We start from the raw sequence: 21,421 nt of genomic DNA, 5'->3' as shown, positions 1-21,421 counted from the left end.
CGTCATGAAACGCGCCTGGCCGCTGACGCTCCGAGGTACCGGGGCGCTGGTTCTGGCGCTGGCGTGCTTTGCACTGGCGAGCGAGCTCGGCATCGTCGAGTTGCTCTACTTCGGAGTTCTGCTCACCGCCGTGCTGGTCGTGAGTGTGGCTGTCCTGTATGGAACCAGTCGCGCCGACGGCGTCACCCGCTCGTTGCATCCCGATGTCTCCAGCGTCGGACGCGAAAGCGCCGTGTCGGCTCACGTCACGCTGCGCACATCCCTCCCGACCTCGTCTGCCGTGTGGCGCGACACGGTTCCTTCGGGGCTCCGAGGCGAGGCGACCGGGGCATTCCCGGCGCTGGGATCCGGCCTACGCGGCGCCGGTTCGGGCGGAACTCGCACCGCTGAACTCACCTATCGGCTGACCGGTGCGCGGCGCGGTGTGCATTCGATCGGGCCGATGACGGTCTCGTCCTCCGACCCGTTCGGTCTGGCGCGGCGCACACTGGTCTTCAGCGCGCGCACCGCGGTGACCGTCGCACCTGCCGTCATCGATCTGCCGCCGCTCGCGGACTTCTCGGGAGAATCCGGCGGGATGCTGCAGACCACCACCGAGCAGCTCGGGCAAGGCGCCGACAACCTCGTCGCGCGGCCGTACGTGCCCGGTGACTCGATGCGACGCATCCACTGGCGCGCGACCGCGCACCGGGACGAACTGATGGTGCGTCAGGAAGAGCAGGAGTCACGGCCGGAGGCGACCGTCGTGCTCGATCGCAGCGCACTGCGGTGGGCGGCGGAAGCCAAGACACACCCGGGGGTGGACCCCGGTTTCGAGGCAGCTGTCTCGTTGTGCGTCTCGGCGGTCGCCCGGTTGGTCTACGACGGGTACTCGGTCGACGTGATCGACGCCGATGGAGCCGTGCTCGCCGAGCAGCTCGACGGCGCCGACGCCGCGGACGTCGAAGGACTCGTGACTCAGTTCGCGACGCTGACCACACGACGCGACGATCAGCTTCCGACGCTGCGCCGCGTGTTCGCCGGAGTGATGTCGGGGCCGGTCGTGCTGATCGTCGGTCGATTCGACGCAGCGGATGCGGAATCCGTCGCACCCGTCGCCGCGCACAGCGCGCTGGCGCTGCTGTTCGCCGCGTCGCCGATCGGCGACGCTCTGCGCCACGCGTCGGAATCCGGGTGGCGTGCGGGCTCGATCGACCCGGACGATCTCGGTGGCGCCTGGGCGGCGGCGGTAGGACGAGGAGTCAGTCGTGTCTCGTGACGCCGATCGACGGGCGGCGTCGGGCGGCGAGGTGCGGGTCACCGTCGCCGTCTACCTCGCCCTGTTGGCGGCGCTCCTTCCCGTGCTGCCGATGGTCGTGCCCGGCGGATGGATCGTCGGTGGCGCGGTGCTTTCGGCGATGATCCTCACTGTCGGCATCCTCACGCGCCGCCGGGGGCTTCCCGCGCTGGCGGTCTCACTTCTGGAGATGCTGGTGTGGGCGCTCTTCGTCACCGCCGTCTTCTTTCGCGATACGGCATTGCTCTGGCTGCTCCCCACGCCCGAGACGGTTCGGGTCACACCGTCTGTCGTGGTTCAGGCGCTCGATGAAATCGCCGTCGGGGCGGCGCCGCTTGCCGTCACCCCCGCACTGTCGTTTCTCATCGTCGGCGCCCTGGGTCTGTTGACGATCGCGATCGACCACGTCGTACTGACCGCGCGGATGCCGCTACTTGCCGCCGTCGGCATCATCGCCGTGTCGTTGATTCCGTCCTTCGCCGTTCCCGGCGCGATCGACATCGTGCCGTTCGTGCTCCTGGCGGCCGCCATCCTGTTTCTGCTCCGCTCCGAGACGCGCGCTCGCGAGGCTCGTGGCGAACGCACAGCGGAACGGGCCGCAGGCGTGCCCGCCATGGCCATCGGAATCGGCGCCGTCGCGATCGTGATTTCCGTCGTGATGACGCCGCTGCTGCCTGCCCCGCTGCTGCGTGCGACGAGCGGTCCCGGAGGCGGTCCGGGAATCGACGCGAGCCTGCAGCTCGGCGACGACCTGCGCCGCCCCCAGGAGGTCGAGGTGCTGCGGGTGCGTACGAGCTCGAGCGAACCGCCCTACCTGCGTGCGACGACGCTGTCGCGCTTCGACGGCGCGGTGTGGCTCCCCGACCAGGTACGTACCGTTCCTTTGGACAGCGAAGCGGGTCTCGGCCCCCTCGACGCGGGCGAAGACATCGCCACGACCGAGACGACGACCACCGTCGACGTCGTGAACCTCGCCGCCCTCTGGGCACCGATCACCTACCCCGCCACCGACGTCGAGGGACTCGCCGGGCGCTGGGGTGCCGTGCCCTACAACCGCACCGTGATCTCGCAGTCCGTCTCGACCCAGGGGCAGTCGTATCAGGTCACCGCGCAGGTGCCTCGACCGACCCTGGAGCAGATCCGCGCGACACGGGCCGACACCGAGATCTTCGAGGACACCCTTGCACTTCCCGAGGATCTGCCGGCGGTGATCGGTGAAGCCGCCCGCGAGGTCACCGCGGGCGCGGACTCGGATTACGACGCGCTGATCGATCTGCAGCGATGGTTCCGCGGCGGGGCGTTCCGCTACTCGCTCAGCGCCCCGGTCGAGGAGGGGTTCGACGGGAGCGGCGCCGATGCGGTCGCGCAGTTCCTCGAGGTACGCGAAGGCTATTGCATCCACTTCGCGTCGGCGTTCGCTCTCATGGCGCGCACGCTCGACATGCCCGCGCGCATCGTCATCGGCTATCTGCCCGGAGCGGCGACCAGGGATCGCATCGACGACCAGACCGTGTACTCCGTTCTGAGCTCTCGCCTGCATGCCTGGCCGGAGGTGTACTTCGAGGGTGTCGGATGGATCGGCTTCGAGCCGACCGCGGGTCTCGGCAACCCGACGGGCTTCGTGCCTGCCGCTCAGGCACCGGGTGTACGCCCCGACGACGACGGATCGACCCCTCGACCGACCTCGTCCGCGACGCCCGGTATCTCTGATGGCCCCGACGACCGTCTCGATCCCCGTGACGACGCGGCACCCGACGCTGCGGCGACCCAGACGAGCCCGCTACCGACGATCACGGTGATGTTCGGCATCCTGCTGCTGCTCGCTCTGCCCGGGTTGATACGCGAGACGCAACGGCGCCGCGCGCTGACGGCGGCGCGCAACGGTGATTCGGCAGCGGCGTGGATGATCGTGCAGGATGCCGCGATCGACGCCGGCATCGACGCCCCGGCGAGCGAGTCGCCCCGGGCGTTCGCGATGCGACTCACCTCCGAACACGGTGTGCCCGCCGAACCGCTGAACGTTCTCGTGCGGGCGATCGAGCGTGCGAGCTATGCTCCCTCGCGAATCGCGGAATATTGGCACGGCGACGATGTCGTGGATGCCGCGGTGACCGCCCGGGCGGCGATGATGGCATCCGCTCCCCCGGCGCGCCGCCTCCTCGCGATCGTGGCGCCGCGGTCGCTGATCGTGCGACCCGGAAGCGCCTATGCCGCGGGCGCGATGCGGGCGGGGTGACCTCGAATCGGCGCCTGGGCGTCTACGGGGTAGGATGGCCCGTGGCCCTCCGGGGTCCTGGAGGATTCGCCTAGTGGCCTATGGCGCACGCTTGGAAAGCGTGTTGGGTGCAAGCCCTCAGGGGTTCGAATCCCCTATCCTCCGCCATCAGATTCCCCTGACGCACCGGTTGCTTCACCGCGAGGTACGCGACCCACCGCGACGCGGTGCCACACCGCCGCGTTCACGGGCGCAGGCGTCTCAGCGGCGCCGGGACGCGACGCCCGGCACGAGATCACGGAGCCCCGGGAGGCCGCGCGAGAGGATGCTGAAGGCGGCCGCCGTCACCAGACCGAAGACCATGTGTGCCGAGAAGTCTTTGCCGAGTGTCTTACGGTCGTACTTCCACATCGGCTTGTAGACGCCCAGCACGGGTAGGATCGCGTAGCTGGTCAACCATGCGACGGGCCCGAGCGCGGCCGCCGCCCCCTGCACCCGCGGAAACAGTCGTGCGGCGACGCCGTACGCGGCGCCCCAGCCGATGCCCGTCATCCAATGCATCGCGTTCGTGGTGGGGCGGGCGAGAGCGTCCGGTGGATCCTCGCGAAGGACCGCGCGTTCGAGCTTCAACCCCACCTGGCCCGGCGCTGAGGCATCCGCCCACGTCTTCACGTCGTCGGCGAACTCCCACTCGGCGAAGCGTTCTTGACCACCGCCCGCGCGATATCGCCGGAACCAGACCAGATCCATCGCCAGAGTGCCGACAGCAGCGGCGAGAGCGCCGGTCATCAATCCACGGAACATGCTCGACATTATCGAGCAGATCCGGGGAGTGTCGGGGGACCTCGGCACGGAATCGACGCTCAGTGCGCGACGGGGGTCAGCTCGGCGAGCAGGCTCTCGACATTGGCTCGGATCTCATCGCGCACCGCGCGGACGCCGTCGAGATCGAACTCGGCCGGATCGGCGAGTTCCCAATCGAGATAGCGCTTGCCGGGATAAATGGGGCACGCATCGCCGCATCCCATCGTGATGACCGCGTCCGCGGCACGCACCACGTCGTCGGTGAGCGGCTTGGGGAACTCATCCCCCACACTGATCCCGGCTTCTTCGAGAACGGTGACGACCTCGGGAAGCAACCCCCCGGCCGGCTGCGAACCCGCGGAGCGCACGTGAACCGTGTCGCCCGCGAGGTGCCGGGTGATCGCTGCGGCCATCTGCGAGCGGCCGGAGTTCTGCACGCACACGTACAGCACCTCGGGCACGCCCTTCGCGATGAGGCCCTTGGACTGCGCGAGGGCCGTCAGCCGATCACGGGCGAACTTCTCCGCGAGACTCGGCAAGTGGGTCTTGACGGATGCGGTACGCCCGAGCGAGGCATATGACTCGAACACGACGCGCTCCACGGTCTCTTCCGACACCATACCCGCGAACTGGTGCGCGAGTCGTTCGGAGGCGCGGATCAGGACCGCATCGGGCGAGATCAGACCATCCTGGCCCCGCGACTCGCTCATGCTGCACCTCCGACCGGGACGAGTTCGCCGATCAGCGTCTCGATGCGGCCACGGATCTCGTCGCGGATCGGACGCACAGCCTCGATGCCCTGCCCCGCAGGGTCGTCGAGCTCCCAGTCCTCGTAGCGCTTGCCGGGGAAGATCGGGCAGGCATCGCCGCATCCCATCGTGATCACGACGTCGGACTCTTTGACGGCGTCGACCGTCAGCACCTTGGGCTGCTCGCCCGCGATGTCGATCCCCTCCTCTGCCATCGCCTCGACGGCCACGGGGTTGATCTCGTCTTTCGGCGCGGAGCCGGCGGAGAGCACTTCGATGCGGTCGCCCGCGAGAGCGCGGAGGTAGCCTGCGGCCATCTGCGATCGCCCCGCATTGTGGACACAGACGAAGAGAACGGTGGGCTTGTCGGTCATGTCTTCCCCCTTCTGCTTGAATGATAGACCCATATCTATGGTTTGGCGAACGCGGGTCAATGGGTCGAGCACATTCAAGGCGCCGGGACTCGACAGACGGCTCGGATAGAATCGCGTCAATGCATGCAGCCGCCCCCGACCCTTCCGGCGCCGCACCCATAGCGCGGTCGGCAGCCGAGGCGCTGTCCCGCACGCTCCGCGTCGTCGCCGACCCCACACGGCTGCAGGTGCTCAGCAGCATCCTGGGTTCGTCGCAGCAACGCGCGACCGTGGGGCAACTCGCCGAGATGCTGGACCTCACGCAGCCGACGGTGACCCACCACGTGCGGATCCTCGTCGACGACGGCGTCCTCGTTCGGCACCCCGAGGGAAAGTTCGTCTGGCTCTCGGTCGCACCCGATCGCATCACGTCGATCGAGGACCTGTTGCGATGACCGGGATGCCGCCGACAAACCATCGCGTCGGGCAACCGCTCGATCCTGCACAAGCCGCATCTCGCGCGGCGCAAGCGGCCGCCCTCGGCGACCCGGTGAACCTCCGCATCCTCAGCGCCCTCGCGGCCGGCGTCCTCGCAGACGACCTCGCACGCGAACTCACCCTCGACGACGAGCGGGTACGACAGGGCGTCGCGGAGCTGGCCGCGGTCGACGTGATCCACGACGACGGCGGAATGTGGACGCTCACCGCCGACGCGTGGGTACGCTTCGGTCGGTTGCTGGTCGGCAGCGAAGAGTTCCGCGGCCGAGAAACCCCCCGGCACGTCGTGGCGCTGCCGATGGCCGTCGAGAGTGTCGCGCGTGACCTCGCCTACCGGTTCGCCTCGACCTTCAGCGCCGAAACAGTGTCACGCTACGTCGCCGAGAGCTATCTTCTGCTCGATCAACGCTCCCGGGTGCGCACACACCTTCCGACGCTGACCGCCCGGTATGCCGCAGAGAGGCTGGATGCCTTGGCGTCTGCGAGTGGTCTGGTTCTGCGCGGCACGCCCGAGGTGCTCTTCGTGTGCGTGCAGAACGCGGGCCGGTCCCAACTCGCAGCAGCATACCTTCGCCACCTCGCCGGCACTGCGGTGCATGTGCGCACCGCCGGATCAGCGCCGGCGGCCGCGGTGAGCCCCCGCATCGTCGAGGCACTCGCCGAACAGGGTGTGCCCTTCGCCGACGAGTACCCGAAACCCCTCACCGATGAGGTCGTGCAGGCGGCGGACTATGTGATCACGATGGGTTGCGGGGACGCCTGCCCGGTGTATCCGGGTCGACGCTACCTCGATTGGGACCTCGAGGACCCCCTCACCCAAGACGACGCCGGGCTCCGTCGCGTTCGCGATCAGATCCGCGAGCGTGTCGTCGACCTCATCGCCCGGCTCTGAACGAGTTCTCAGCAGGCGAGCCGGTATCCGACCCCGCGAACGGTCTCGATGGCTTCCTCGCGTGACACACCGTGTTCGGCCAGCCGGCCACGGATGCGCGTCACGGCGACGCGTATCGAGGCGAACGGATCGCTTCCCGTCACCTTGCATTCGTCGACGAGCTGTTCGAGCGTCGCCAACGACGGGTAGGCGTTGGTCAAGGCCTCCACGATCACGAACTCCCTCGGGGAGAGGTCAAGCGGGATGCCCTGCCAGCTCACCTCGTGACGCGCACGATCGATCCGCAGCGCCCCGACCTGGACCGCGTCCGGCTCACGCGCCGAGCGGACGTTCCGACGGAGCACCTGTTGCACTCGTTCCGGCGTGAGCGGAAGGTCGACGGTCGTCGTGACACCGGCGTCGACGGCGATGCGAAGAGCTACGTCTGCACCGGTGGCCTGAGTCACCCCCAGGACGACGACCGACTCGCACGTCGCGACCGCCAGATCGAGGACGTCAGCCAACGGCAACTGCGAGACGTCGTCGGCGACGATCAACATCGCCTCCGGGTCACGAGCGATGGCGATCATGGCCGCGAGCACGTCATCGAACGTCGAGACCGCGACGCCCGCGTGCCGGAACTCAGCGGGCGTCCCCCGCACGGCACGGCTCGGCGACAACACGATGGCACGGTCGACCCCGCGCCGAGGCCGGACGGTCATCCGAACCGTCCGCTGATGTAGTCCTCCGTACGCTGATCAGCCGGCGACTCGAAGAGCTTCGCGGTGTTGTCGTACTCGACCAACACGCCCGTCCGATCTCCCGTGGTGTCGTCGGCGAGCGCCGTGAAGAACGCCGTGCGGTCGGCCACCCGCGCAGCCTGCTGCATGTTGTGCGTCACGATGATGATCGTGTACTCGTCACGAAGCTCGTGCATGAGGTCCTCGATCTTCGTGGTGGCAATGGGGTCGAGCGCCGAACACGGCTCGTCCATCAAGATCACCTCGGGCTGCACGGCGATTGTTCGCGCGATGCACAGCCGCTGCTGCTGACCGCCGGAAAGGCCGAAGGCGGACTGCTTGAGCTTGTCCTTGACCTCGTCCCAGAGTGCGGCCTTCGTGAGCGCCTCCTCGACGAGGTCGTCCATCGAGGACACCTTCATTCGGGTCACACGCGGACCGTACGCGATGTTGTCGTAGATCGACTTGGGGAAGGGGTTCGGTTTCTGGAAGACCATCCCGATCCGGCGCCGCACCTCGATGGCATCGACGTCCTTACCGTAGATGTCCTCGTCGTTGAACCTGATGGATCCTTCGACTCGCGCGCCCTCGACGAGGTCGTTCATTCGGTTGAGCGAGCGCAGCACGGTCGACTTGCCGCATCCTGACGGTCCGATCAATGCCGTGATCTCATTGCGACGGAATCCGAGGCTCACCTGGGTGACCGCGCGAAAGTCGCCGTAGAAGATGTTGACGTCTTCGACGTCCAGAACGCTGGGCGCGCTGGCCTCCGAGACAGGGATGGAAGCCGCCGACGACGCGCGGAAGTGCATGGTCGGTCGAGCAGTGGTGTCGTTGTCGTTCATGAGGGCCTTTCGGACTACCAACGCTTCTGGAAGCGGTTGCGAATGAAGATTGCGAGGGCGTTCATCGAGAGCAGAACGACGAGCAGAACGATGCTGGTCGCCGCGGCGAGCTCGTGGAAACCCTCTTGGGGACGCCCGGTCCAGTTGAAGATCTGGATGGGCATCGTGGTGTAGCCGCTCATGAGACCGTTCGGATCGAACCTCAAGAACACGAGTCCGCCGAGAAGGAGCAGAGGCGCAGCTTCGCCGAGAGCGCGGGACAGACCCAGGATCGATCCCGTGGCGATCCCCGGCAGCGCCGCGGGCAGCGTGTTGCGGAAGACCGTCTGCAACGGTGTCGCGCCGAGAGCGAGCGAGCCTTGCCGGATCTCGGCGGGCACGGCGCGCAGCGCCTCACGTGTGGCGATGATGATCACCGGCAGAATGAGCATGCTCAACGCGAGCGCACCGACCCATACCTGGTTCTTGTTGACGACACCGAAGAAGCCGAGGGCGGCGAGGGTCAGCATGCCGTAGATGACCGACGGGATCGCGGCCAGGTTCTGCACGTTCAGCTCGACAGCGCGGTTGACCAGGTTGTGCTTGTTGGCGAACTCCTCGAGGTGAATCGCTGCCGCGACGCCGATGGGCAACGTCATGACCGCGGTCGTGGCGATGACCCACAGCGATCCGAGGATCGCGGGACGAGCCCCCGCATCCTCAGGACTCGAGGACGGATACTCGGTGAACAGCCGCGAATCCACGCGTGCGTATCCGTCGACGACGATCGACACGAGGAGCACGACGAGAAAGAAGAGCGCGAACAGGAGGCAGAACCACAGGAGCACGAGGAAGATCAGCGCGCGAGGACTCGTTTCGCCTCCCTTTGCGCGTCCGCGCACGGTGGGAGCGGTGGATGAGGACATGCCCCGTGTGACGGTGGCCATCAGTATGCCTCCCGGAAGCGACGGACGATCGCGATCGCGATGAAGTTGACGACGAGCGTGCTGATGAACAGCAGCAGGCCGACGGCGAAGAGGGTGTTGTACTCGAGTGATCCGACCCGCGAGTCGCCGAGGGCGGCCGACGCGATGAATCCGGTCATCGTCTGGCCGGCTTCCAGCGGACCTGTCACGATGCGCGCCTGCTGGCCCGCGGCGAGCGCGACGATCATCGTCTCGCCGATCGCGCGAGAGACGCCGAGCACGATGGCGGCGATGATGCCTGACAGCGCGGCCGGGAAGACGACGCGCAGCGACGTCTGCATCCTGTTGGCCCCCAGAGCCGCAGAGCCCTGACGGAGCGCATTCGGGACGGCGGACATCGCGTCTTCACTGATGGAGGCGATGGTGGGGACGATCATGACGCCCATCACGAAGCCTGCAGCGAGCACGCTGAACGATCCGGTGTCCCAGCCCAGCCACTCGCGAAGGACGGTGCCTTGGACGAACTGCACGGCGAAGTACCCGTAGACGACCGTCGGCACGCCCGCGAGAAGTTCGAGGATGGGCTTGAGCACCTTGCGGGCGCGATGGTGCGCGAACTCCGAGAGGAAGACAGCCGCGCCGAGCCCCAGCGGTACGGCGACGGCAAGGGCGATCACGGTCGTCCAGGCCGTCGCGGTCACGAGCGGGACGACGCCGAACGAGGCATCCGCAAACCGTGGCGCCCAGCGGGTGCCGAAGAGGAACTCCCAGACCGGGACCTCGGCGAAGAATTCCAGCGACGGCACCAGCAGTGCGATGAGGATCCCGACCGTGATGATGATCGTGAAGATCGCTGCGATGCGGAAGATGAGTCGCACCGTGAAGTCGATCGGGCGACGCCGCGTGCGGAGCGAGGACTGCATCGGCGGAACCTCGGTTCGCCGCGCTGTCGTGGTGGTCATGTCTCTCCAGTCCGGTCAGGCCGGGGACGCGGTGCGCCCCCGGCCTGCCAGGGTCATCGTCGTCAGCCGACGAGGGTCGCGAGCTCGTCCTGCGCGATGGTGATCTGCTCGTCGGTCAGCGGAACGAACAGTGCGGCCTCGGCGATCGAGGTCGCGTTCTCGACGTAGAAGTCGATGAACGTCTGGAGTTCAGGCTTCTCCGCGTACGACGCGTTGTTGACGTAGATGAACAGCGGGCGGCCGAGCGGGGTGTAGGTACCGTCCTGCACCGTCTCGGTCGAGGGGTACACGCAGCCGTCGCCACCGTCGACCTCGACGCCCTTCAGGAGGTCGGCGTTCTCTTCGAGGTAGCTCAGACCGAAGTATCCGAGCGCACCGGTCTCACCCGAGACACCCTGGATCGTGACGTTGTCGTCCTCGGAGGGGCTGTAGTCGGTGCGGCTTGCACCTTCTTCGCCGTTGATGACATCGGTGAAGTAGTCGAACGTTCCCGAGTCGGTTCCGGCGCCGTACAGCGTGAGCGGAACGTCGGGGAACGAGGGGTCGACCTGGTTCCAGTTGGTGACCGTGCCCTCGGACTCGGGGGCCCAGATCGTCTGCAGCTGCTCGACCGTCAGGCAGCTCGCCCAATCGTTCTCGGGGTTGACGACGACCGAGAGCCCGTCGTTGGCGATGACGATCTCGGTGAACTCGACGCCGGCGTCAGCACAGGCGGTGGCCTCTTCGTCCTTGATCGGACGCGACGCGTTGGAGATGTCGGTCTCGCCCTCGCAGAAGGTCTTGAACCCGCCGCCGGTACCGGAGGTGGCGACGGTGACCTGGATGTCGGGTTCGACACTGGCGAACTGGGTGGCGGCGGCTTCGGTCAGCGGCGCCACGGTCGACGAACCGTCGGACGCGATCGCGCCGGACATCGCCGAACCGGACTCATCGCCTTCGGTCGTGGTGCTCTGGCCACCGCAGGCGCTGAGAGCGAGGGCTGCGGCGAGGAGGCTCGACGCCGCGGCAAACTTTGCTGTGTTGGTCTTCACGGTGCACTTTCGGAGTCTGGGCCAGGGGAGGCCGATTCGATCTCGAAGATCAGATAGAAGAGCTTCTATCCGTGTTGCATAGAAGCCGTTCTATGTGAACGCGAGGTGAACGTGAGGACGACGCGACGTGGGGCGCTCATGAACCGCGTACGAGGCGGCGGCGAGCAGGCCTGTATCGATGATCGTCGATGTCAGGTAGCCTCGATCCATGACGACGACCACGCCCTCCGCGCCGGAGACTGCCGTCGCGTGCTGCCGGCCGGTCGCCACCGGGGCCCTCAGCGCGTCCGATGCCGACCAGCTCGCCGCCAGCCTCAAAGCGCTGGCAGATCCGGCGCGACTGCGACTGCTGTCGATCGTCGCGCAGTCCGAGGGAGCCGAGGCGTGCGTCTGCGACCTGACCGAACCTGTCGGCCTCAGTCAACCGACGGTCTCGCACCACCTCAAGGTCCTCACGTCGGCGGGGTTCCTCAGCCGCAGCAAGCGGGGAACGTGGGCGTACTACGCACTCGTTCCCGGCGCCCTCGACCGCGTCTCGGCGTTGCTCGCGACCTCCTGATCCGCCCCCCGGTCGCACATCCGCACTCCTCGGCTTTGCCGAACGAGTACCCCCTGGGGTATATTTGGTATACCCCCGAGGGTTCCCGACGTGAAGGAGACCGGCACTCATGGCCACGACAGACCTGACCGCGAGCGAATTCGCCGCCACCATCGAGCAGAACGGGATCGTTCTGCTCGACTTCTGGGCGGCCTGGTGCGGTCCGTGCCGCATGTTCGCGCCCGTGTACGAGACGGCATCCGAGACCCACCCGGACATCACCTTCGGGAAGGTCGACACCGAAGATCAAAAGGAGCTGGCGGCCGGCTTCCAGATCACCTCGATCCCCACGCTCATGGCGTTCCGTGACGGCATCCTGGTCTTCCGCCAGGCGGGCGCGCTCGGCGGGCCGCAGCTCGAGCAGCTCATCGCCGCCGTACGCGGGCTCGACATGGATGAGGTGCGCGCGGAGGTCGCTCGCCGGCAGACGGAGGCCGCACAGTGAGAATCGTGATCGTCGGTGGCGTCGCAGGAGGAATGAGCGCCGCGGCCCGCGCCCGGCGTCTTGATGAGCAGGCAGAGATCGTCGTGCTCGAGCGTGGCGCACATGTGTCTTTCGCCAACTGCGGTCTGCCCTACTACGTCGGCGGTGAGATCGAAGAAGAGAGTTCGTTGCTCGTCCAGACACCGGCGACGTTGCGCGCGGCACTCGCCCTCGATGTCCGCACCCACAGTGACGTCGTCGCCGTGGACACGGCTGAGAAGTCGGTGCGTGTCGCGACGGCCGAAGGTGAGTACGACCTCGCTTATGACGCACTCATCCTCTCCCCGGGCGCTGCGGCACTTCGGCCCCCGCTTCCCGGGCTCGACTCACCGCGGGTACGCACGCTCCGCACCGTCGACGACGCGATCGCCCTCCGCGGCGAGGTCGTGGCAGGCGCACAGTCGGCCGTCGTCCTCGGCGCCGGATTCATCGGTATCGAGGCAGCCGAGGCGCTTGCCCAGCAGGGGCTCGACGTGACGCTTGTCGAACTCGCACCGCATCCGCTTCCCCCACTCGAGACCGAACTGGCGTCACTGGTGACCGCCGAACTCCGGGCCCTCGGCATCACCGTGCGCGCGGGCGTCGGCGCGACGCGTGTGGACGGCGGCGCCGAGTCCGACACCGTCGTGCTCGCGGACGGCTCGACCATCACCGCCGATCTGATCGTCCTGTCGGTCGGTGTCCGGCCCGACACGGCGCCGTTCGAGGCCGCCGGTATCGCGTGCGAGCGAGGCGCCATCATCGTCGACGACCACGGACGCACGTCGGCCAACGGTGTCTGGGCCGTCGGTGATGCAACGGCCAGCGTCGACGCCGTCACCGGAGCCCGGCGTCCGGTCGCGCTCGCCGGGCCCGCGAATCGCGCGGGCAGACTCGTCGCGGACGACATCCTGCGCCCCGGCTCGGCCCGCCGCATCCCGCAGCCCGTCGGCACCGCGATCGTGCGTGTCGGCTCGATGACGGCCGCCCTCACCGGCGCCAACCGCGCGGCGTTGGACGCCGCCGGCGTCACGTACCGCACGCTGCACCTGCATCCCAACCAGCATGCGGGATACTTCCCCGGCGCATCGCAGGTGCATCTGGTCGTGCATGTGCGCGAAGCCGACGGGCTGTTGCTCGGCGCGCAGGCCGTCGGCGCCGAAGGCATCGACAAGCGGATCGACGTGCTGGCCACCGCGATCCGCGCGGAGATGACCGTCGAGGATCTCATCGATCTCGATCTGTCGTACTCTCCGCCATACGGGCAGGCGAAGGATGCGGTGAACCTCACCGGCATGGTCGGCGAGAACGTGCGCGACGGCAAGCTTCGGCTGTGGTATGCGCAAGATCTCGCCGAAGTGTCGGCGTCGGCGCTGATCGTCGATGTCCGTACGGCCGCCGAAGTGGCGACCGGCGTCGTGCCCGGTGCCGTGACGATTCCGCACACCGAACTGCGCCGGCGTCTCGACGAGTTGCGGGATGCGGCGGCGGGACGCCCCGTGCGGGTGATGTGCCAGTCGGGTGTGCGCTCGGCCATCGCCCACCGCGTCCTCACACAGGAAGGGTTCGACTCGGCATCGCTCTCGGGCGGAATGCTGACACTTCGCGCCTGGCTGGGCGATGAGGCGGAGTCGACCCTCACGATCCCGGCGGCGCTGCAGAATGCGTAGTCCCGTGCGTGTCTGCGCCGCGAACCGGACCGACCGCGTCGTGATGGGCGCGTCAGCCGTCTTCGTCGGAGCGGTCGCACTCAGCATGCTCGATCAGCCGTGGTGGGCCCTGCCCGCTGCGTTGTGCGCCGCGGTCCTCGCTGTCGGCGCGATCACGGGCCGCTGTCTCGGTGACCTCATCCCCGTGGACGCCGCGGACACGACACCGACCAACACACTCGGATACGACGAGGCACCCCAACCGATCGCCGTCGACGTGACGGCGGGCTCTTCAGAGAAACGGATGACACCGTGACCACGCACGACCCTGACACACAGAAGCGCATCCTCAACCGACTGCGCCGCGCGCGCGGGCAACTCGACGCCGTCATCGCCGCCGTCGAGGGCGAGAAGCCCTGCCGCGAGGTGGTCACGCAACTGTCCGCCGTCTCGAGCGCGCTCGACCGTGCCGGGTTCGCGATCGTGTCGTCGGCGATGAAGGACTGCCTCGTCGAGCCGGACGAGACGCGCCCGCAGGACGGGCTCACCACCGAAGAGCTCGAAAAGCTCTTCATGATGCTCGCGTGAGCCGCAGGATTCGAAGGAGTCGATGATGTGTCGAGCAGTGACGTGCCGTACCTGCGGCAAGACGACGTGGGCCGGGTGCGGTCAACACGTCGACCAGGTGATGCGGGGTGTCCCGGTGAGCCGGCGATGCGCCGGTCATGAAGCACCGAGCCGCTCGGGGTGGCTGGCGGGCTTGTTCGGCAGATGACCGGTACTGAGCGAGTCAGTCCATGCCGACCACACCGCTGCGGCGCTCGATGAGGATGGTGTTGCGCCACTGACCGGCGAACGGCCCCCGGGCCGAGCGTGCGATCCGCTCGCGATGTCCGACGGTTCGAAACCCCTGGGCCTCGTGCAACCGCAGGCTCGCGACGTTGTCGGCGAAGACCGATGCCTGGATCATCCAGATTCCCGCTGATTCCGTCTCGGCGATGAGCGCCGACAGCAGATCGCGTCCGATTCCGGCGCCCCGGGCGGAACGCGCCACGTATACAGAATGTTCTACGACGCCCCGATACACCTCACGTGTCGAGACGGGCGACACGGCAGCCCAGCCGAGCACAGCACCGCCGCCGTCGACCGCGACGAGCCGACCCAGCTCCAGGCGGCCCGTGTCGAAGGACTCCCACGTCGGCGGCGACGTCTCGAACGTGGCAGAGCCGTCGTCGATCCCCTCGCCGTAGATCCGCTCGACTTCCGGCCAATCGGCGGTCGTCATGCCCCGTACCCGCGTCACGAGCAGCAGCTGCCCTCATCCGTCGAGCAGACACCGGTGGCGGGGAGGACGAGGTCGATCTTCGCCGCGGAGGCCGCGTCTCCTGCGAGGTGCGCGGTGACCGAGCGCACCTGCTCGTATCCGGTCGCGAGGAGGAACGTCGGCGCACGCCCGTAGGACTTCATTCCGACGATGAAGAAGTTGGGTTCAGGGTGGATCAACTCGCGAAAGCCATGCGGGTCGACGGTGCCGCAGGAATGGACGTTCGGGTCGATGAGTGGCGCGAGGCGCTTCGGTGCCTCAACGATGTCGTCGAGCTCGATCCGCATTTCACGGAGCATCCCGAGATTCGGGCGGAAGCCGGTCGCGTTGACGACGATGTCGGTCTCGACCGTATCGAGCCCATCGCCGCGGCGCCCGACGAGCTCGATCCGCTCGCCGGCGCGCTGGGCACGCACGATCTCGAAGCCGTCGACGACGTCGATTTCGCCCCGCCGCACCGCGCGGGCGACACGACTGCCGAGTTCGGCACGACCGGCCAGCTCATCATCGGGCGACGCGGTGACGCGCTCGGCGCGCGACTTGCGGATCAGCCATGTGACCTTTGTGTCGGGCTCGTCGCGCGCGAGTGACACCAGTGCGAGCAGCGTGTTGGCGGCGGAGTGCCCTGCTCCCACGACAGTGACGTGCCGACCCGCGAATCGGGCGCGGTCACGCCCCAACACGTCAGGAAGAGCATGGCTGACATTGTCGGCCACGTCGTCCATACCGATGAGGTCGAGTCCGTTCGATGAAAGGGAGTTCGGTTGACGATAGGTCCCCGATGCGTCGATGACGGCGCGCGCGTTGAGCTCTTCGATGGCACCGTCGGCGGTGCGCAGCCGCACCACGAAGGGTGTCGCCGCGCGACCGGTCGTCCGGGTCCGGTCCATCCCCTCGCGCGAGATGGCGATGACCTCGGTGCCGGTACGGATGTGGGGCGCGAGTCGCTCGTGCGCGGCCAGCGGCGCGACATACTCTGCGACGAGCTCAGCTCCTGACGGAGCACGCTCGGGCGTGGGGAGTTCCCACCCGTCCGACTCGAGAAGACGTCGGGATGCCGGGTCGACGAGGTGCTTCCACGGCGAGAAGAGTCGCGTGTGACCCCAGGCCCGCATGCTGTCCGCGACCTCAGCGCCCGCTTCGAGCACGATGAAGTCGATGTCGCGCTCGACGAGGTTCGCGGCGGCGGCGAGCCCGATGGGTCCGGCGCCGACGATCACGACGGGAAGGTCCGCAAGCGGCCCCTCGGTGGCGACGCGGGGTGCGAGGTCGAGCAAAGTCACGGCATCCTCCTCAGGACATCGAAGTTCATCGATATTCAGTCTGGTCGAGTATTCGTCTCGTGTCAATATCGACGTTCATCGATGCAAGACGCAACGGCCACCGGTGGTGAGGAGGGCGCATGGAGTGAACTACCCATCGCGGGTCCACACCCCCTAGCTTGGGCTGACGTATCGACTACTGGCAAGGCGATACACGGGGGGCGACGACGAGCGAGTGGTTCGGACGGTTGGCCGGAGAGCTGGTGGGCGACGGCATCGGCGTGCTGCCGTTCGGCCGTGCCGCCCACTCGGGCGTCAGAGGTTCGGACAGCACTTCCTCCCGGCGTGGAGCGGCCTCGACTATGTCCTCGACGACGACGTGTTCGATCGGGCCGGGCGGGCTCGCGAAATCGACTCGTGATCACGAGAGATGGATGCCGAGGAAGAGGCGACGACGTGATCGACGGACTGCTCCCCGTCGTCCCGAACGAGCACGATGCCCGATGGGAGCTCGGTGCCGGGATGGCGGCGGATCGATGGTGCCCGCACACGTTCGGAGGGCATCTACCGCGCCGCGCTGGCCGATGAGTCGTGCGGCCTGCACCCGGATGCGGAAACCGAGCGGCGCCGCGTCGCGGGAATGTGGATGCGTCGCGCCCAGGCGAGCAGAGTCAAGTCTTTGCTGTTGCCGACGCACCGCGATCCGCGGGCGGCGGTCGTGTGGACCGCGGCACGCGATTCACACCGACGATACGGAGTCGGCAAGGATCCGTACGGGATCGCTGAGCTTCGCCCTGTCCTGGCTACGCACACTGTGGTGGCCGCTCGACGACGCTACGGCCGCCGTGTGAGCGTGGCGCATGATCAGAGCGCGTGCAACGCCTCCGCGATCGGCGTCGACCCGCTGTTGAACCGGATCGTCCGTCCGACGGTGGCCGGCTGTGCGATCACCTCGGCGATGACGGCTGCGACGTCGGCTCGCGAGACCGATCCGGCTTCCGGCGCGGCCACGTCGATGCGGCCGGTGGGCTCGTCGAGCGTGAGCGCGCTGGGGGCGACGACCGTCCAATCGAGGTCGAGAGCCCGAAGGTGCTCGTCCGCGGCGGCTTTCGCCTCGGCGTAGGCGTAGAACGGGTTGTCGGCGCGCACCCCGTGGTCCCTGTCTGCACCGAAGTACGACACCATCACATAGCGGCGCACCCCGGCGGCGACGGCGGCATCCATCGAACGGATCGCGGCGTCGCGGTCGAGTGCATAGGTCCGGCGCGGGTCGCCACCGCCGGTGCCGGCGGACCAGATGACGACGTCGTTGCCAGAGATCAGATTCGTCAACTGATCCGTATCGAAGGTCTCGACATCGGCGACGAGCGGAGTCGCTCCCGTCGCGGCGACGTCGGCTTCGTGTTCAGGGTTGCGGATGACGGCCGTGACCGTGTCACCACGCCCCGTCAGGAGCGGTTCGAGGAGCTGTGCGACCTTACCGTGGCCACCGATGAGCAGAACGCGAGTCGTCATGCCCCCGAGCCTACGTGCCCGCGCTGCCGCCGACAGACTCGACACCGACCCGAAAGCCCCGGCATCCATTCATCGGAATAGAGTCTGGCGCCGTACTGTTGATGGCGACATGGAACGCTTCGGAACGCTTTCGTTCGGACGCTACGGCCCCCTCGGCGCCGGCCGCCAGCTCACCGCCGGCGACTCGATGCTGCAGGCGATCGACCTCGCCCAGGGAATGGATGAGCTGGGCGTGAACGGAAGCTATTTCCGCGTCCACCACTTCGCGCGCCAACAGTCCTCACCGATGCCCCTGCTCGCCGCCATCGCGGCGAAGACCGAGCGTATCGAGGTCGGCACCGGCGTCATCGACATGAGGTACGAGAACCCCCTCTACCTCGCGGAAGAAGCAGCGTCGGTCGATCTTCTCTCCGGGGGGCGCCTGGCGCTCGGCGTGAGTCGCGGGTCACCCGAAACCGTCGTGCGCGGGTACGAGGCTTTCGGCTACACCGCGTCCGACGACCCCCGGGGCGCGGACATCGCCCGCGAACACTTCGAGCTGTTCCTGCGTGCGATCGACGGCGAGGGCCTCGCCGAGCGCGACACATCGTCGCCGTTCGGGGGCGGCACCGGGATGCAGCGCATCGAACCCCACTCCCCCGGGTTGCGCTCGCGCGTGTGGTGGGGCGCCGGCAACCGCGACACCGCCGAGTGGGCCGGGCGCGCCGGCGTCAATCTGATGTCATCGACGCTACTGACCTCGGCCGATGGACGCCCCTTCGACATCTTGCAGGCCGAGCAGATCGACGCGTTCCGCGCCGCATGGCGGGATACCGGCCACACCGGGAATCCTCGGGTGTCGGTGAGCCGGTCCATCATCCCGATCACGACGGCCGAGGAGGCGATGTACTTCGGTGGCCGCCAGGACGGCGACCAGATCGGCGTGATCGACGGGATGCGCTCGACGTTCGGAAAGACCTATGCGGCCGAACCCGATGTGCTCGTCGAACAGTTGCGCGACGACGCCGCGCTCCAGTCGGCCGACACCCTCATGATCACGATCCCGAGCCAGCTCGGCGTCGAGTTCAACCTGCGCATCGTCGAGTCCTTCGCACGGTACGTCGCCCCCGCTCTCGGCTGGGCCCCGACGACCTCGGGCGCGTGACGCGCCGGACACATCAGCCGCGGAAGTCGTCGGGGTCGACGTCGTTGAGGAAGCGCTTGAACTCGTCCACCCGCTCCTCGGCGTCCTCCTCGACCGCGGTGAGGTCGGGGACGCCCGCCTCGGCCATCACCGCGTCCGACACCCACAGCGGCGCGGCGACCCGCGCGGCGATCGCGACGGCATCAGATGGTCGCGCGTCGATCCGGACGGTTCCGTCCGCCGTGCCGAGCGTCACCTCGGCGTAGTAGGTTCCGTCGTCGATACGGGTGATCTCTACCCGCTCGACGGTGGCACCGAGCGTCTCGATGAGTGACCGGATGAGATCGTGCGCGAGTGGCCGCGGAGATGCCGCACCTTCGACGGCGATGAGGATCGAGGTCGCCTCCAGCGCGCCGATCCAGATCGGCAACATCGAACCCGCGCCGGGCAACTGATCGATCGGCTTGAGCAACAACACGTGTTGGCCGGACTCGTCGAGGGCAACCGCTGCGACACGAACCTGCACCATGGCCGTCACCCTACCGGCGCCGACTGTGCCCTCGCAGGGAACCGGCGCCTCGACCTCAGTCGCGCTGACCGATCTCGCGACCGAGTCGTTGCGATGCCCACACGGGGAGCAATGAGAAGAGGATGACGACCGTCGCGACCACGTTGACCATGCTCGCCTCGTTCGGCCGCGCCATCTGGTTCATCATCCACAGCGGCAGGGTGTCGACACCCGGCGGGGCGGTGAAGATCGTCACGATGACCTCGTCGAAAGACAACGCGAAAGCGAGGATTCCTCCCGCGATGAACGCCGAACGGAATTGCGGAAAGGTGATGAGCTTGAACGTCTGCCACGGCGTGGCGCCGAGATCACGCGATGCTTCCTCGACGTTGGGGCTCATGCGACGCAATCGTGCGAACACGTTGTTGAACACCATCACGATGCAGAAGGTCGCGTGAGCGATGATGATGCCGAAGTACCCGACATGGATGCCGATCGGCTCGAGGATCTGGTTGTAGGTGTTGTTCAACGCGACACCGGTCACGACCCCCGGCAGTGCGATCGGCAGCACCACGAGCAGGTTGACCGCCTGCTTGCCGAAGAACGAGTACCTCTGGAGGGCGAAGGCGACGAGTGTGCCCAGCAGCAGGGCGATGACGGTCGCGCCGAGTCCCACCACGACAGAGTTCAGCAACGCAGCTCGGATCGGTTCACTGACGAGGGCGGCACCCCACCACGTCAATGAGAACTCCTGGATGGGCCAACTCGCGATACGCGCCGCGTTGAACGAGTTGAGCGCCACCAGCAGCAGGGGCGCATACATGAAGATCAGAACGACGGCCACGATCAGCCCGAGGCCGATCTTCGAGGGGAGTGAGAGTCGGAGCATCGGTGTTCCTTACATCCGCTCGAGCGCGCCGGTTCGCTGCACACTCAACAGGTAGATGACGACGAAAGCGATCGGCACGACGGAGAACGCAGCGGCGATGGGCGGGTTCAGGTTGATGTTCGAGGCGATGATGCTTCCGATCATCTGCGTCGATCCTCCGACGAAGCGCGCCGCGATGTAGTCGCCGAGACTCAACGAGAAGGTGAAGATCGACCCCGCGATGATGGCCGGCTTCACGAGTGGGATGACGATGCTTCCGATGATGCGCCACGCACCGGCGCCGAGATCGGACGCGGCGTCGAAGAGGTTGGGTGGCAGTTGGCGGATCGCGGTGTACACCGGCACAGCCATGTACGGCAGCCAGAGGTAGGTGAGGGTCAGGATCACGGTGAAGACACCGAACCCGGGGCCGCTGATCCCCAAGGGTGCGAACAACCAGTTGAAGAACCCCTGCTCGGTGAAGGTGAGTCGCATCGCGAGGATCTTCACGAGGTATCCGGCCCACAGGGGCAACGTGATCGCCAGTGCCAGGAATACCCGAACGCGCGGACGCGCCACCTTCGCCATGAAGATTCCCAGCGGGATGGAGATCAGGATGCTCAGCACGGTGACGGCGAGCGCGATGAACAACGTCCGCACAGCCGTGGTGAAGTACGCCGGGTTGATGAACAGTTGCTCGAAGTTGCGCAGGGTGAAGCCCGGCTCGACCTTGGAAGTAAACGGGTCCGTCGTCCAGAACGCGGTGACGAGCAACATCACCAGCGAGAAGATGTAAATGCCGACGAGCCAGAGCATCGGGAGGGCGAGGAGCCCGGCGACGTGTCTACGTTGCTTCATGTGC

24 protein-coding genes and 1 tRNA gene are annotated in these 21,421 nt (G+C 67.3%); 11 read left to right on the top strand and 14 right to left on the bottom strand.

Annotated elements, in window-relative coordinates:
- Positions 1-4: 4 nt before the first annotated feature.
- The 3 genes from ACFQZV_RS05585 (at position 5) to ACFQZV_RS05575 (ending at position 3,659) form a co-directional block, all read left to right on the top strand.
- Positions 5-1,258, top strand: a complete 1,254-nt coding sequence (locus ACFQZV_RS05585; protein WP_378750982.1) for a DUF58 domain-containing protein — start codon at positions 5-7, stop codon at positions 1,256-1,258.
- On the top strand, positions 1,248-3,512 hold the full coding sequence (locus ACFQZV_RS05580; RefSeq protein WP_378750984.1) for a transglutaminase family protein: 2,265 nt from the start codon (positions 1,248-1,250) through the stop codon (positions 3,510-3,512). The genes ACFQZV_RS05585 and ACFQZV_RS05580 overlap by 11 nt, the downstream gene beginning before the upstream one ends.
- A gap of 59 nt (positions 3,513-3,571) precedes the next feature.
- Positions 3,572-3,659, top strand: a tRNA-Ser gene (locus ACFQZV_RS05575).
- Between the two features lie 93 nt (positions 3,660-3,752).
- Here ACFQZV_RS05575 and ACFQZV_RS05570 read toward each other — a convergent pair.
- From ACFQZV_RS05570 to ACFQZV_RS05560, 3 genes are read right to left on the bottom strand one after another with little or no spacing between them, the layout of a single operon-like run.
- Positions 3,753-4,295 (bottom strand): hypothetical protein, encoded by a 543-nt coding sequence (locus ACFQZV_RS05570; RefSeq protein WP_378750986.1) that lies wholly within the window; start codon positions 4,293-4,295, stop codon positions 3,753-3,755.
- A 59-nt stretch (positions 4,296-4,354) separates the two neighbouring features.
- On the bottom strand, positions 4,355-5,005 hold the full coding sequence (locus ACFQZV_RS05565; protein ID WP_378750987.1) for an arsenate reductase ArsC: 651 nt from the start codon (positions 5,003-5,005) through the stop codon (positions 4,355-4,357).
- Positions 5,002-5,418, bottom strand: coding sequence for an arsenate reductase ArsC (locus ACFQZV_RS05560; protein ID WP_378750989.1), 417 nt, complete (start codon positions 5,416-5,418; stop codon positions 5,002-5,004). The genes ACFQZV_RS05565 and ACFQZV_RS05560 overlap by 4 nt, the downstream gene beginning before the upstream one ends.
- A gap of 119 nt (positions 5,419-5,537) precedes the next feature.
- Between ACFQZV_RS05560 and ACFQZV_RS05555 the strand changes: the two genes are divergently transcribed.
- Positions 5,538-5,852, top strand: coding sequence for an ArsR/SmtB family transcription factor (locus tag ACFQZV_RS05555; RefSeq protein ID WP_378750991.1), 315 nt, complete (start codon positions 5,538-5,540; stop codon positions 5,850-5,852).
- A 5-nt stretch (positions 5,853-5,857) separates the two neighbouring features.
- Positions 5,858-6,787, top strand: coding sequence for an arsenate reductase ArsC (locus ACFQZV_RS05550; RefSeq protein WP_378750993.1), 930 nt, complete (start codon positions 5,858-5,860; stop codon positions 6,785-6,787).
- Positions 6,788-6,795: 8 nt separating this feature from the next.
- Here ACFQZV_RS05550 and ACFQZV_RS05545 read toward each other — a convergent pair whose 3' ends face one another.
- The 5 genes from ACFQZV_RS05545 to ACFQZV_RS05525 all read right to left on the bottom strand — a co-directional run bounded on the left by ACFQZV_RS05545 (position 6,796) and on the right by ACFQZV_RS05525 (position 11,249).
- On the bottom strand, positions 6,796-7,488 hold the full coding sequence (locus ACFQZV_RS05545; RefSeq protein WP_378750995.1) for a winged helix-turn-helix domain-containing protein: 693 nt from the start codon (positions 7,486-7,488) through the stop codon (positions 6,796-6,798).
- A complete protein-coding gene (gene pstB / locus ACFQZV_RS05540; protein WP_449288946.1) occupies positions 7,485-8,351 on the bottom strand; it encodes a phosphate ABC transporter ATP-binding protein PstB in 867 nt (288 codons plus the stop codon). Before pstB ends, ACFQZV_RS05545 begins: the two co-directional genes overlap by 4 nt.
- Positions 8,352-8,365: 14 nt before the next feature.
- Positions 8,366-9,277, bottom strand: coding sequence for a phosphate ABC transporter permease PstA (gene pstA / locus ACFQZV_RS05535; protein ID WP_378750997.1), 912 nt, complete (start codon positions 9,275-9,277; stop codon positions 8,366-8,368).
- Positions 9,277-10,179, bottom strand: coding sequence for a phosphate ABC transporter permease subunit PstC (gene pstC, locus ACFQZV_RS05530; RefSeq protein WP_378750999.1), 903 nt, complete (start codon positions 10,177-10,179; stop codon positions 9,277-9,279). The genes pstA and pstC overlap by 1 nt, the downstream gene beginning before the upstream one ends.
- A gap of 101 nt (positions 10,180-10,280) precedes the next feature.
- The gene (locus ACFQZV_RS05525) at positions 10,281-11,249 is read right to left on the bottom strand and encodes a PstS family phosphate ABC transporter substrate-binding protein (RefSeq protein ID WP_378751001.1); all 969 of its coding nucleotides are present in this window, start codon (positions 11,247-11,249) and stop codon (positions 10,281-10,283) included.
- 208 nt (positions 11,250-11,457) lie between these two features.
- On the opposite strand from ACFQZV_RS05525, the gene ACFQZV_RS05520 reads away from it, so the two are divergent.
- From ACFQZV_RS05520 to ACFQZV_RS05500, 5 genes are all read left to right on the top strand, one after another.
- The gene (locus tag ACFQZV_RS05520; RefSeq protein WP_378751003.1) at positions 11,458-11,808 is read left to right on the top strand and encodes an ArsR/SmtB family transcription factor; all 351 of its coding nucleotides are present in this window, start codon (positions 11,458-11,460) and stop codon (positions 11,806-11,808) included.
- Between the two features lie 109 nt (positions 11,809-11,917).
- Positions 11,918-12,292 (top strand): thioredoxin, encoded by a 375-nt coding sequence (trxA, locus tag ACFQZV_RS05515; RefSeq protein WP_378751005.1) that lies wholly within the window; start codon positions 11,918-11,920, stop codon positions 12,290-12,292.
- On the top strand, positions 12,289-13,980 hold the full coding sequence (locus ACFQZV_RS05510) for an FAD-dependent oxidoreductase (protein WP_378751007.1): 1,692 nt from the start codon (positions 12,289-12,291) through the stop codon (positions 13,978-13,980). The genes trxA and ACFQZV_RS05510 overlap by 4 nt, the downstream gene beginning before the upstream one ends.
- Before the next feature lie 43 nt (positions 13,981-14,023).
- Positions 14,024-14,275, top strand: coding sequence for a hypothetical protein (locus tag ACFQZV_RS05505; RefSeq protein WP_378751009.1), 252 nt, complete (start codon positions 14,024-14,026; stop codon positions 14,273-14,275).
- Positions 14,272-14,547, top strand: a complete 276-nt coding sequence (locus tag ACFQZV_RS05500) for a metal-sensitive transcriptional regulator (protein WP_378751011.1) — start codon at positions 14,272-14,274, stop codon at positions 14,545-14,547. The genes ACFQZV_RS05505 and ACFQZV_RS05500 overlap by 4 nt, the downstream gene beginning before the upstream one ends.
- 202 nt (positions 14,548-14,749) lie before the next feature.
- On the opposite strand, the gene ACFQZV_RS05495 is transcribed toward ACFQZV_RS05500, so the two are convergent.
- The 3 genes from ACFQZV_RS05495 to ACFQZV_RS05485 form a co-directional block, all read right to left on the bottom strand.
- Positions 14,750-15,244 carry a GNAT family N-acetyltransferase gene (locus ACFQZV_RS05495; RefSeq protein ID WP_378751013.1) on the bottom strand — a complete coding sequence of 165 codons (495 nt, stop codon included), beginning with the start codon at positions 15,242-15,244 and terminating at the stop codon, positions 14,750-14,752.
- 14 nt (positions 15,245-15,258) lie between these two features.
- Complete coding sequence (locus tag ACFQZV_RS05490; protein WP_378751015.1) at positions 15,259-16,566, bottom strand: NAD(P)-binding domain-containing protein; 1,308 nt, start codon at positions 16,564-16,566, stop codon at positions 15,259-15,261.
- 843 nt (positions 16,567-17,409) lie between these two features.
- Positions 17,410-18,060 (bottom strand): SDR family oxidoreductase, encoded by a 651-nt coding sequence (locus ACFQZV_RS05485; RefSeq protein WP_378751017.1) that lies wholly within the window; start codon positions 18,058-18,060, stop codon positions 17,410-17,412.
- A 109-nt stretch (positions 18,061-18,169) separates the two neighbouring features.
- On the opposite strand from ACFQZV_RS05485, the gene ACFQZV_RS05480 reads away from it, so the two are divergent.
- Positions 18,170-19,204 (top strand): LLM class flavin-dependent oxidoreductase, encoded by a 1,035-nt coding sequence (locus ACFQZV_RS05480; RefSeq protein ID WP_378751019.1) that lies wholly within the window; start codon positions 18,170-18,172, stop codon positions 19,202-19,204.
- Positions 19,205-19,217: 13 nt separating this feature from the next.
- On the opposite strand, the gene ACFQZV_RS05475 is transcribed toward ACFQZV_RS05480, so the two are convergent.
- From ACFQZV_RS05475 to ACFQZV_RS05465, 3 genes are read right to left on the bottom strand one after another with little or no spacing between them, the layout of a single operon-like run.
- The gene (locus ACFQZV_RS05475) at positions 19,218-19,712 is read right to left on the bottom strand and encodes a bifunctional nuclease family protein (RefSeq protein ID WP_378751021.1); all 495 of its coding nucleotides are present in this window, start codon (positions 19,710-19,712) and stop codon (positions 19,218-19,220) included.
- Positions 19,713-19,767: 55 nt separating this feature from the next.
- Positions 19,768-20,580 carry an ABC transporter permease gene (locus ACFQZV_RS05470; protein ID WP_378751023.1) on the bottom strand — a complete coding sequence of 271 codons (813 nt, stop codon included), beginning with the start codon at positions 20,578-20,580 and terminating at the stop codon, positions 19,768-19,770.
- A gap of 9 nt (positions 20,581-20,589) precedes the next feature.
- Entirely contained in the window at positions 20,590-21,417 is an 828-nt protein-coding gene (locus ACFQZV_RS05465) for an ABC transporter permease (RefSeq protein WP_378751025.1), read from the bottom strand.
- Positions 21,418-21,421 lie beyond the last annotated feature (4 nt).

This window comes from Microbacterium koreense, from assembly GCF_042677105.1.
In the GTDB taxonomy this organism is placed as follows: domain Bacteria; phylum Actinomycetota; class Actinomycetes; order Actinomycetales; family Microbacteriaceae; genus Microbacterium; species Microbacterium koreense.
Note: the sequence above shows the minus strand (reverse complement) of the source record. Positions and strands in the feature narration are given on the sequence as shown.

Excerpts from the sequence above, each read along its gene's own strand:
- ACFQZV_RS05550 (WP_378750993.1), top strand. The coding sequence starts at position 5,858 with ATGCCGCCGACAAACCATCGCGTCGGGCAACCGCTCGATCCTGCACAA.
- pstC (WP_378750999.1), bottom strand. The coding sequence starts at position 10,179 with ATGCAGTCCTCGCTCCGCACGCGGCGTCGCCCGATCGACTTCACGGTG.
- ACFQZV_RS05545 (WP_378750995.1), bottom strand. The coding sequence starts at position 7,488 with ATGACCGTCCGGCCTCGGCGCGGGGTCGACCGTGCCATCGTGTTGTCG.
- ACFQZV_RS05560 (WP_378750989.1), bottom strand. The coding sequence starts at position 5,418 with ATGACCGACAAGCCCACCGTTCTCTTCGTCTGTGTCCACAATGCGGGG.
- ACFQZV_RS05485 (WP_378751017.1), bottom strand. The coding sequence starts at position 18,060 with ATGACGACTCGCGTTCTGCTCATCGGTGGCCACGGTAAGGTCGCACAG.
- trxA (WP_378751005.1), top strand. The coding sequence starts at position 11,918 with ATGGCCACGACAGACCTGACCGCGAGCGAATTCGCCGCCACCATCGAG.
- ACFQZV_RS05495 (WP_378751013.1), bottom strand. The coding sequence starts at position 15,244 with ATGACGACCGCCGATTGGCCGGAAGTCGAGCGGATCTACGGCGAGGGG.
- pstA (WP_378750997.1), bottom strand. The coding sequence starts at position 9,277 with ATGGCCACCGTCACACGGGGCATGTCCTCATCCACCGCTCCCACCGTG.
- ACFQZV_RS05565 (WP_378750987.1), bottom strand. The coding sequence starts at position 5,005 with ATGAGCGAGTCGCGGGGCCAGGATGGTCTGATCTCGCCCGATGCGGTC.
- ACFQZV_RS05585 (WP_378750982.1), top strand. The coding sequence starts at position 5 with ATGAAACGCGCCTGGCCGCTGACGCTCCGAGGTACCGGGGCGCTGGTT.
- pstB (WP_449288946.1), bottom strand. The coding sequence starts at position 8,351 with ATGAACGACAACGACACCACTGCTCGACCGACCATGCACTTCCGCGCG.
- ACFQZV_RS05505 (WP_378751009.1), top strand. The coding sequence starts at position 14,024 with ATGGGCGCGTCAGCCGTCTTCGTCGGAGCGGTCGCACTCAGCATGCTC.
- ACFQZV_RS05520 (WP_378751003.1), top strand. The coding sequence starts at position 11,458 with ATGACGACGACCACGCCCTCCGCGCCGGAGACTGCCGTCGCGTGCTGC.
- ACFQZV_RS05475 (WP_378751021.1), bottom strand. The coding sequence starts at position 19,712 with ATGGTGCAGGTTCGTGTCGCAGCGGTTGCCCTCGACGAGTCCGGCCAA.
- ACFQZV_RS05570 (WP_378750986.1), bottom strand. The coding sequence starts at position 4,295 with ATGTTCCGTGGATTGATGACCGGCGCTCTCGCCGCTGCTGTCGGCACT.
- ACFQZV_RS05480 (WP_378751019.1), top strand. The coding sequence starts at position 18,170 with ATGGAACGCTTCGGAACGCTTTCGTTCGGACGCTACGGCCCCCTCGGC.
- ACFQZV_RS05465 (WP_378751025.1), bottom strand. The coding sequence starts at position 21,417 with ATGAAGCAACGTAGACACGTCGCCGGGCTCCTCGCCCTCCCGATGCTC.
- ACFQZV_RS05555 (WP_378750991.1), top strand. The coding sequence starts at position 5,538 with ATGCATGCAGCCGCCCCCGACCCTTCCGGCGCCGCACCCATAGCGCGG.
- ACFQZV_RS05470 (WP_378751023.1), bottom strand. The coding sequence starts at position 20,580 with ATGCTCCGACTCTCACTCCCCTCGAAGATCGGCCTCGGGCTGATCGTG.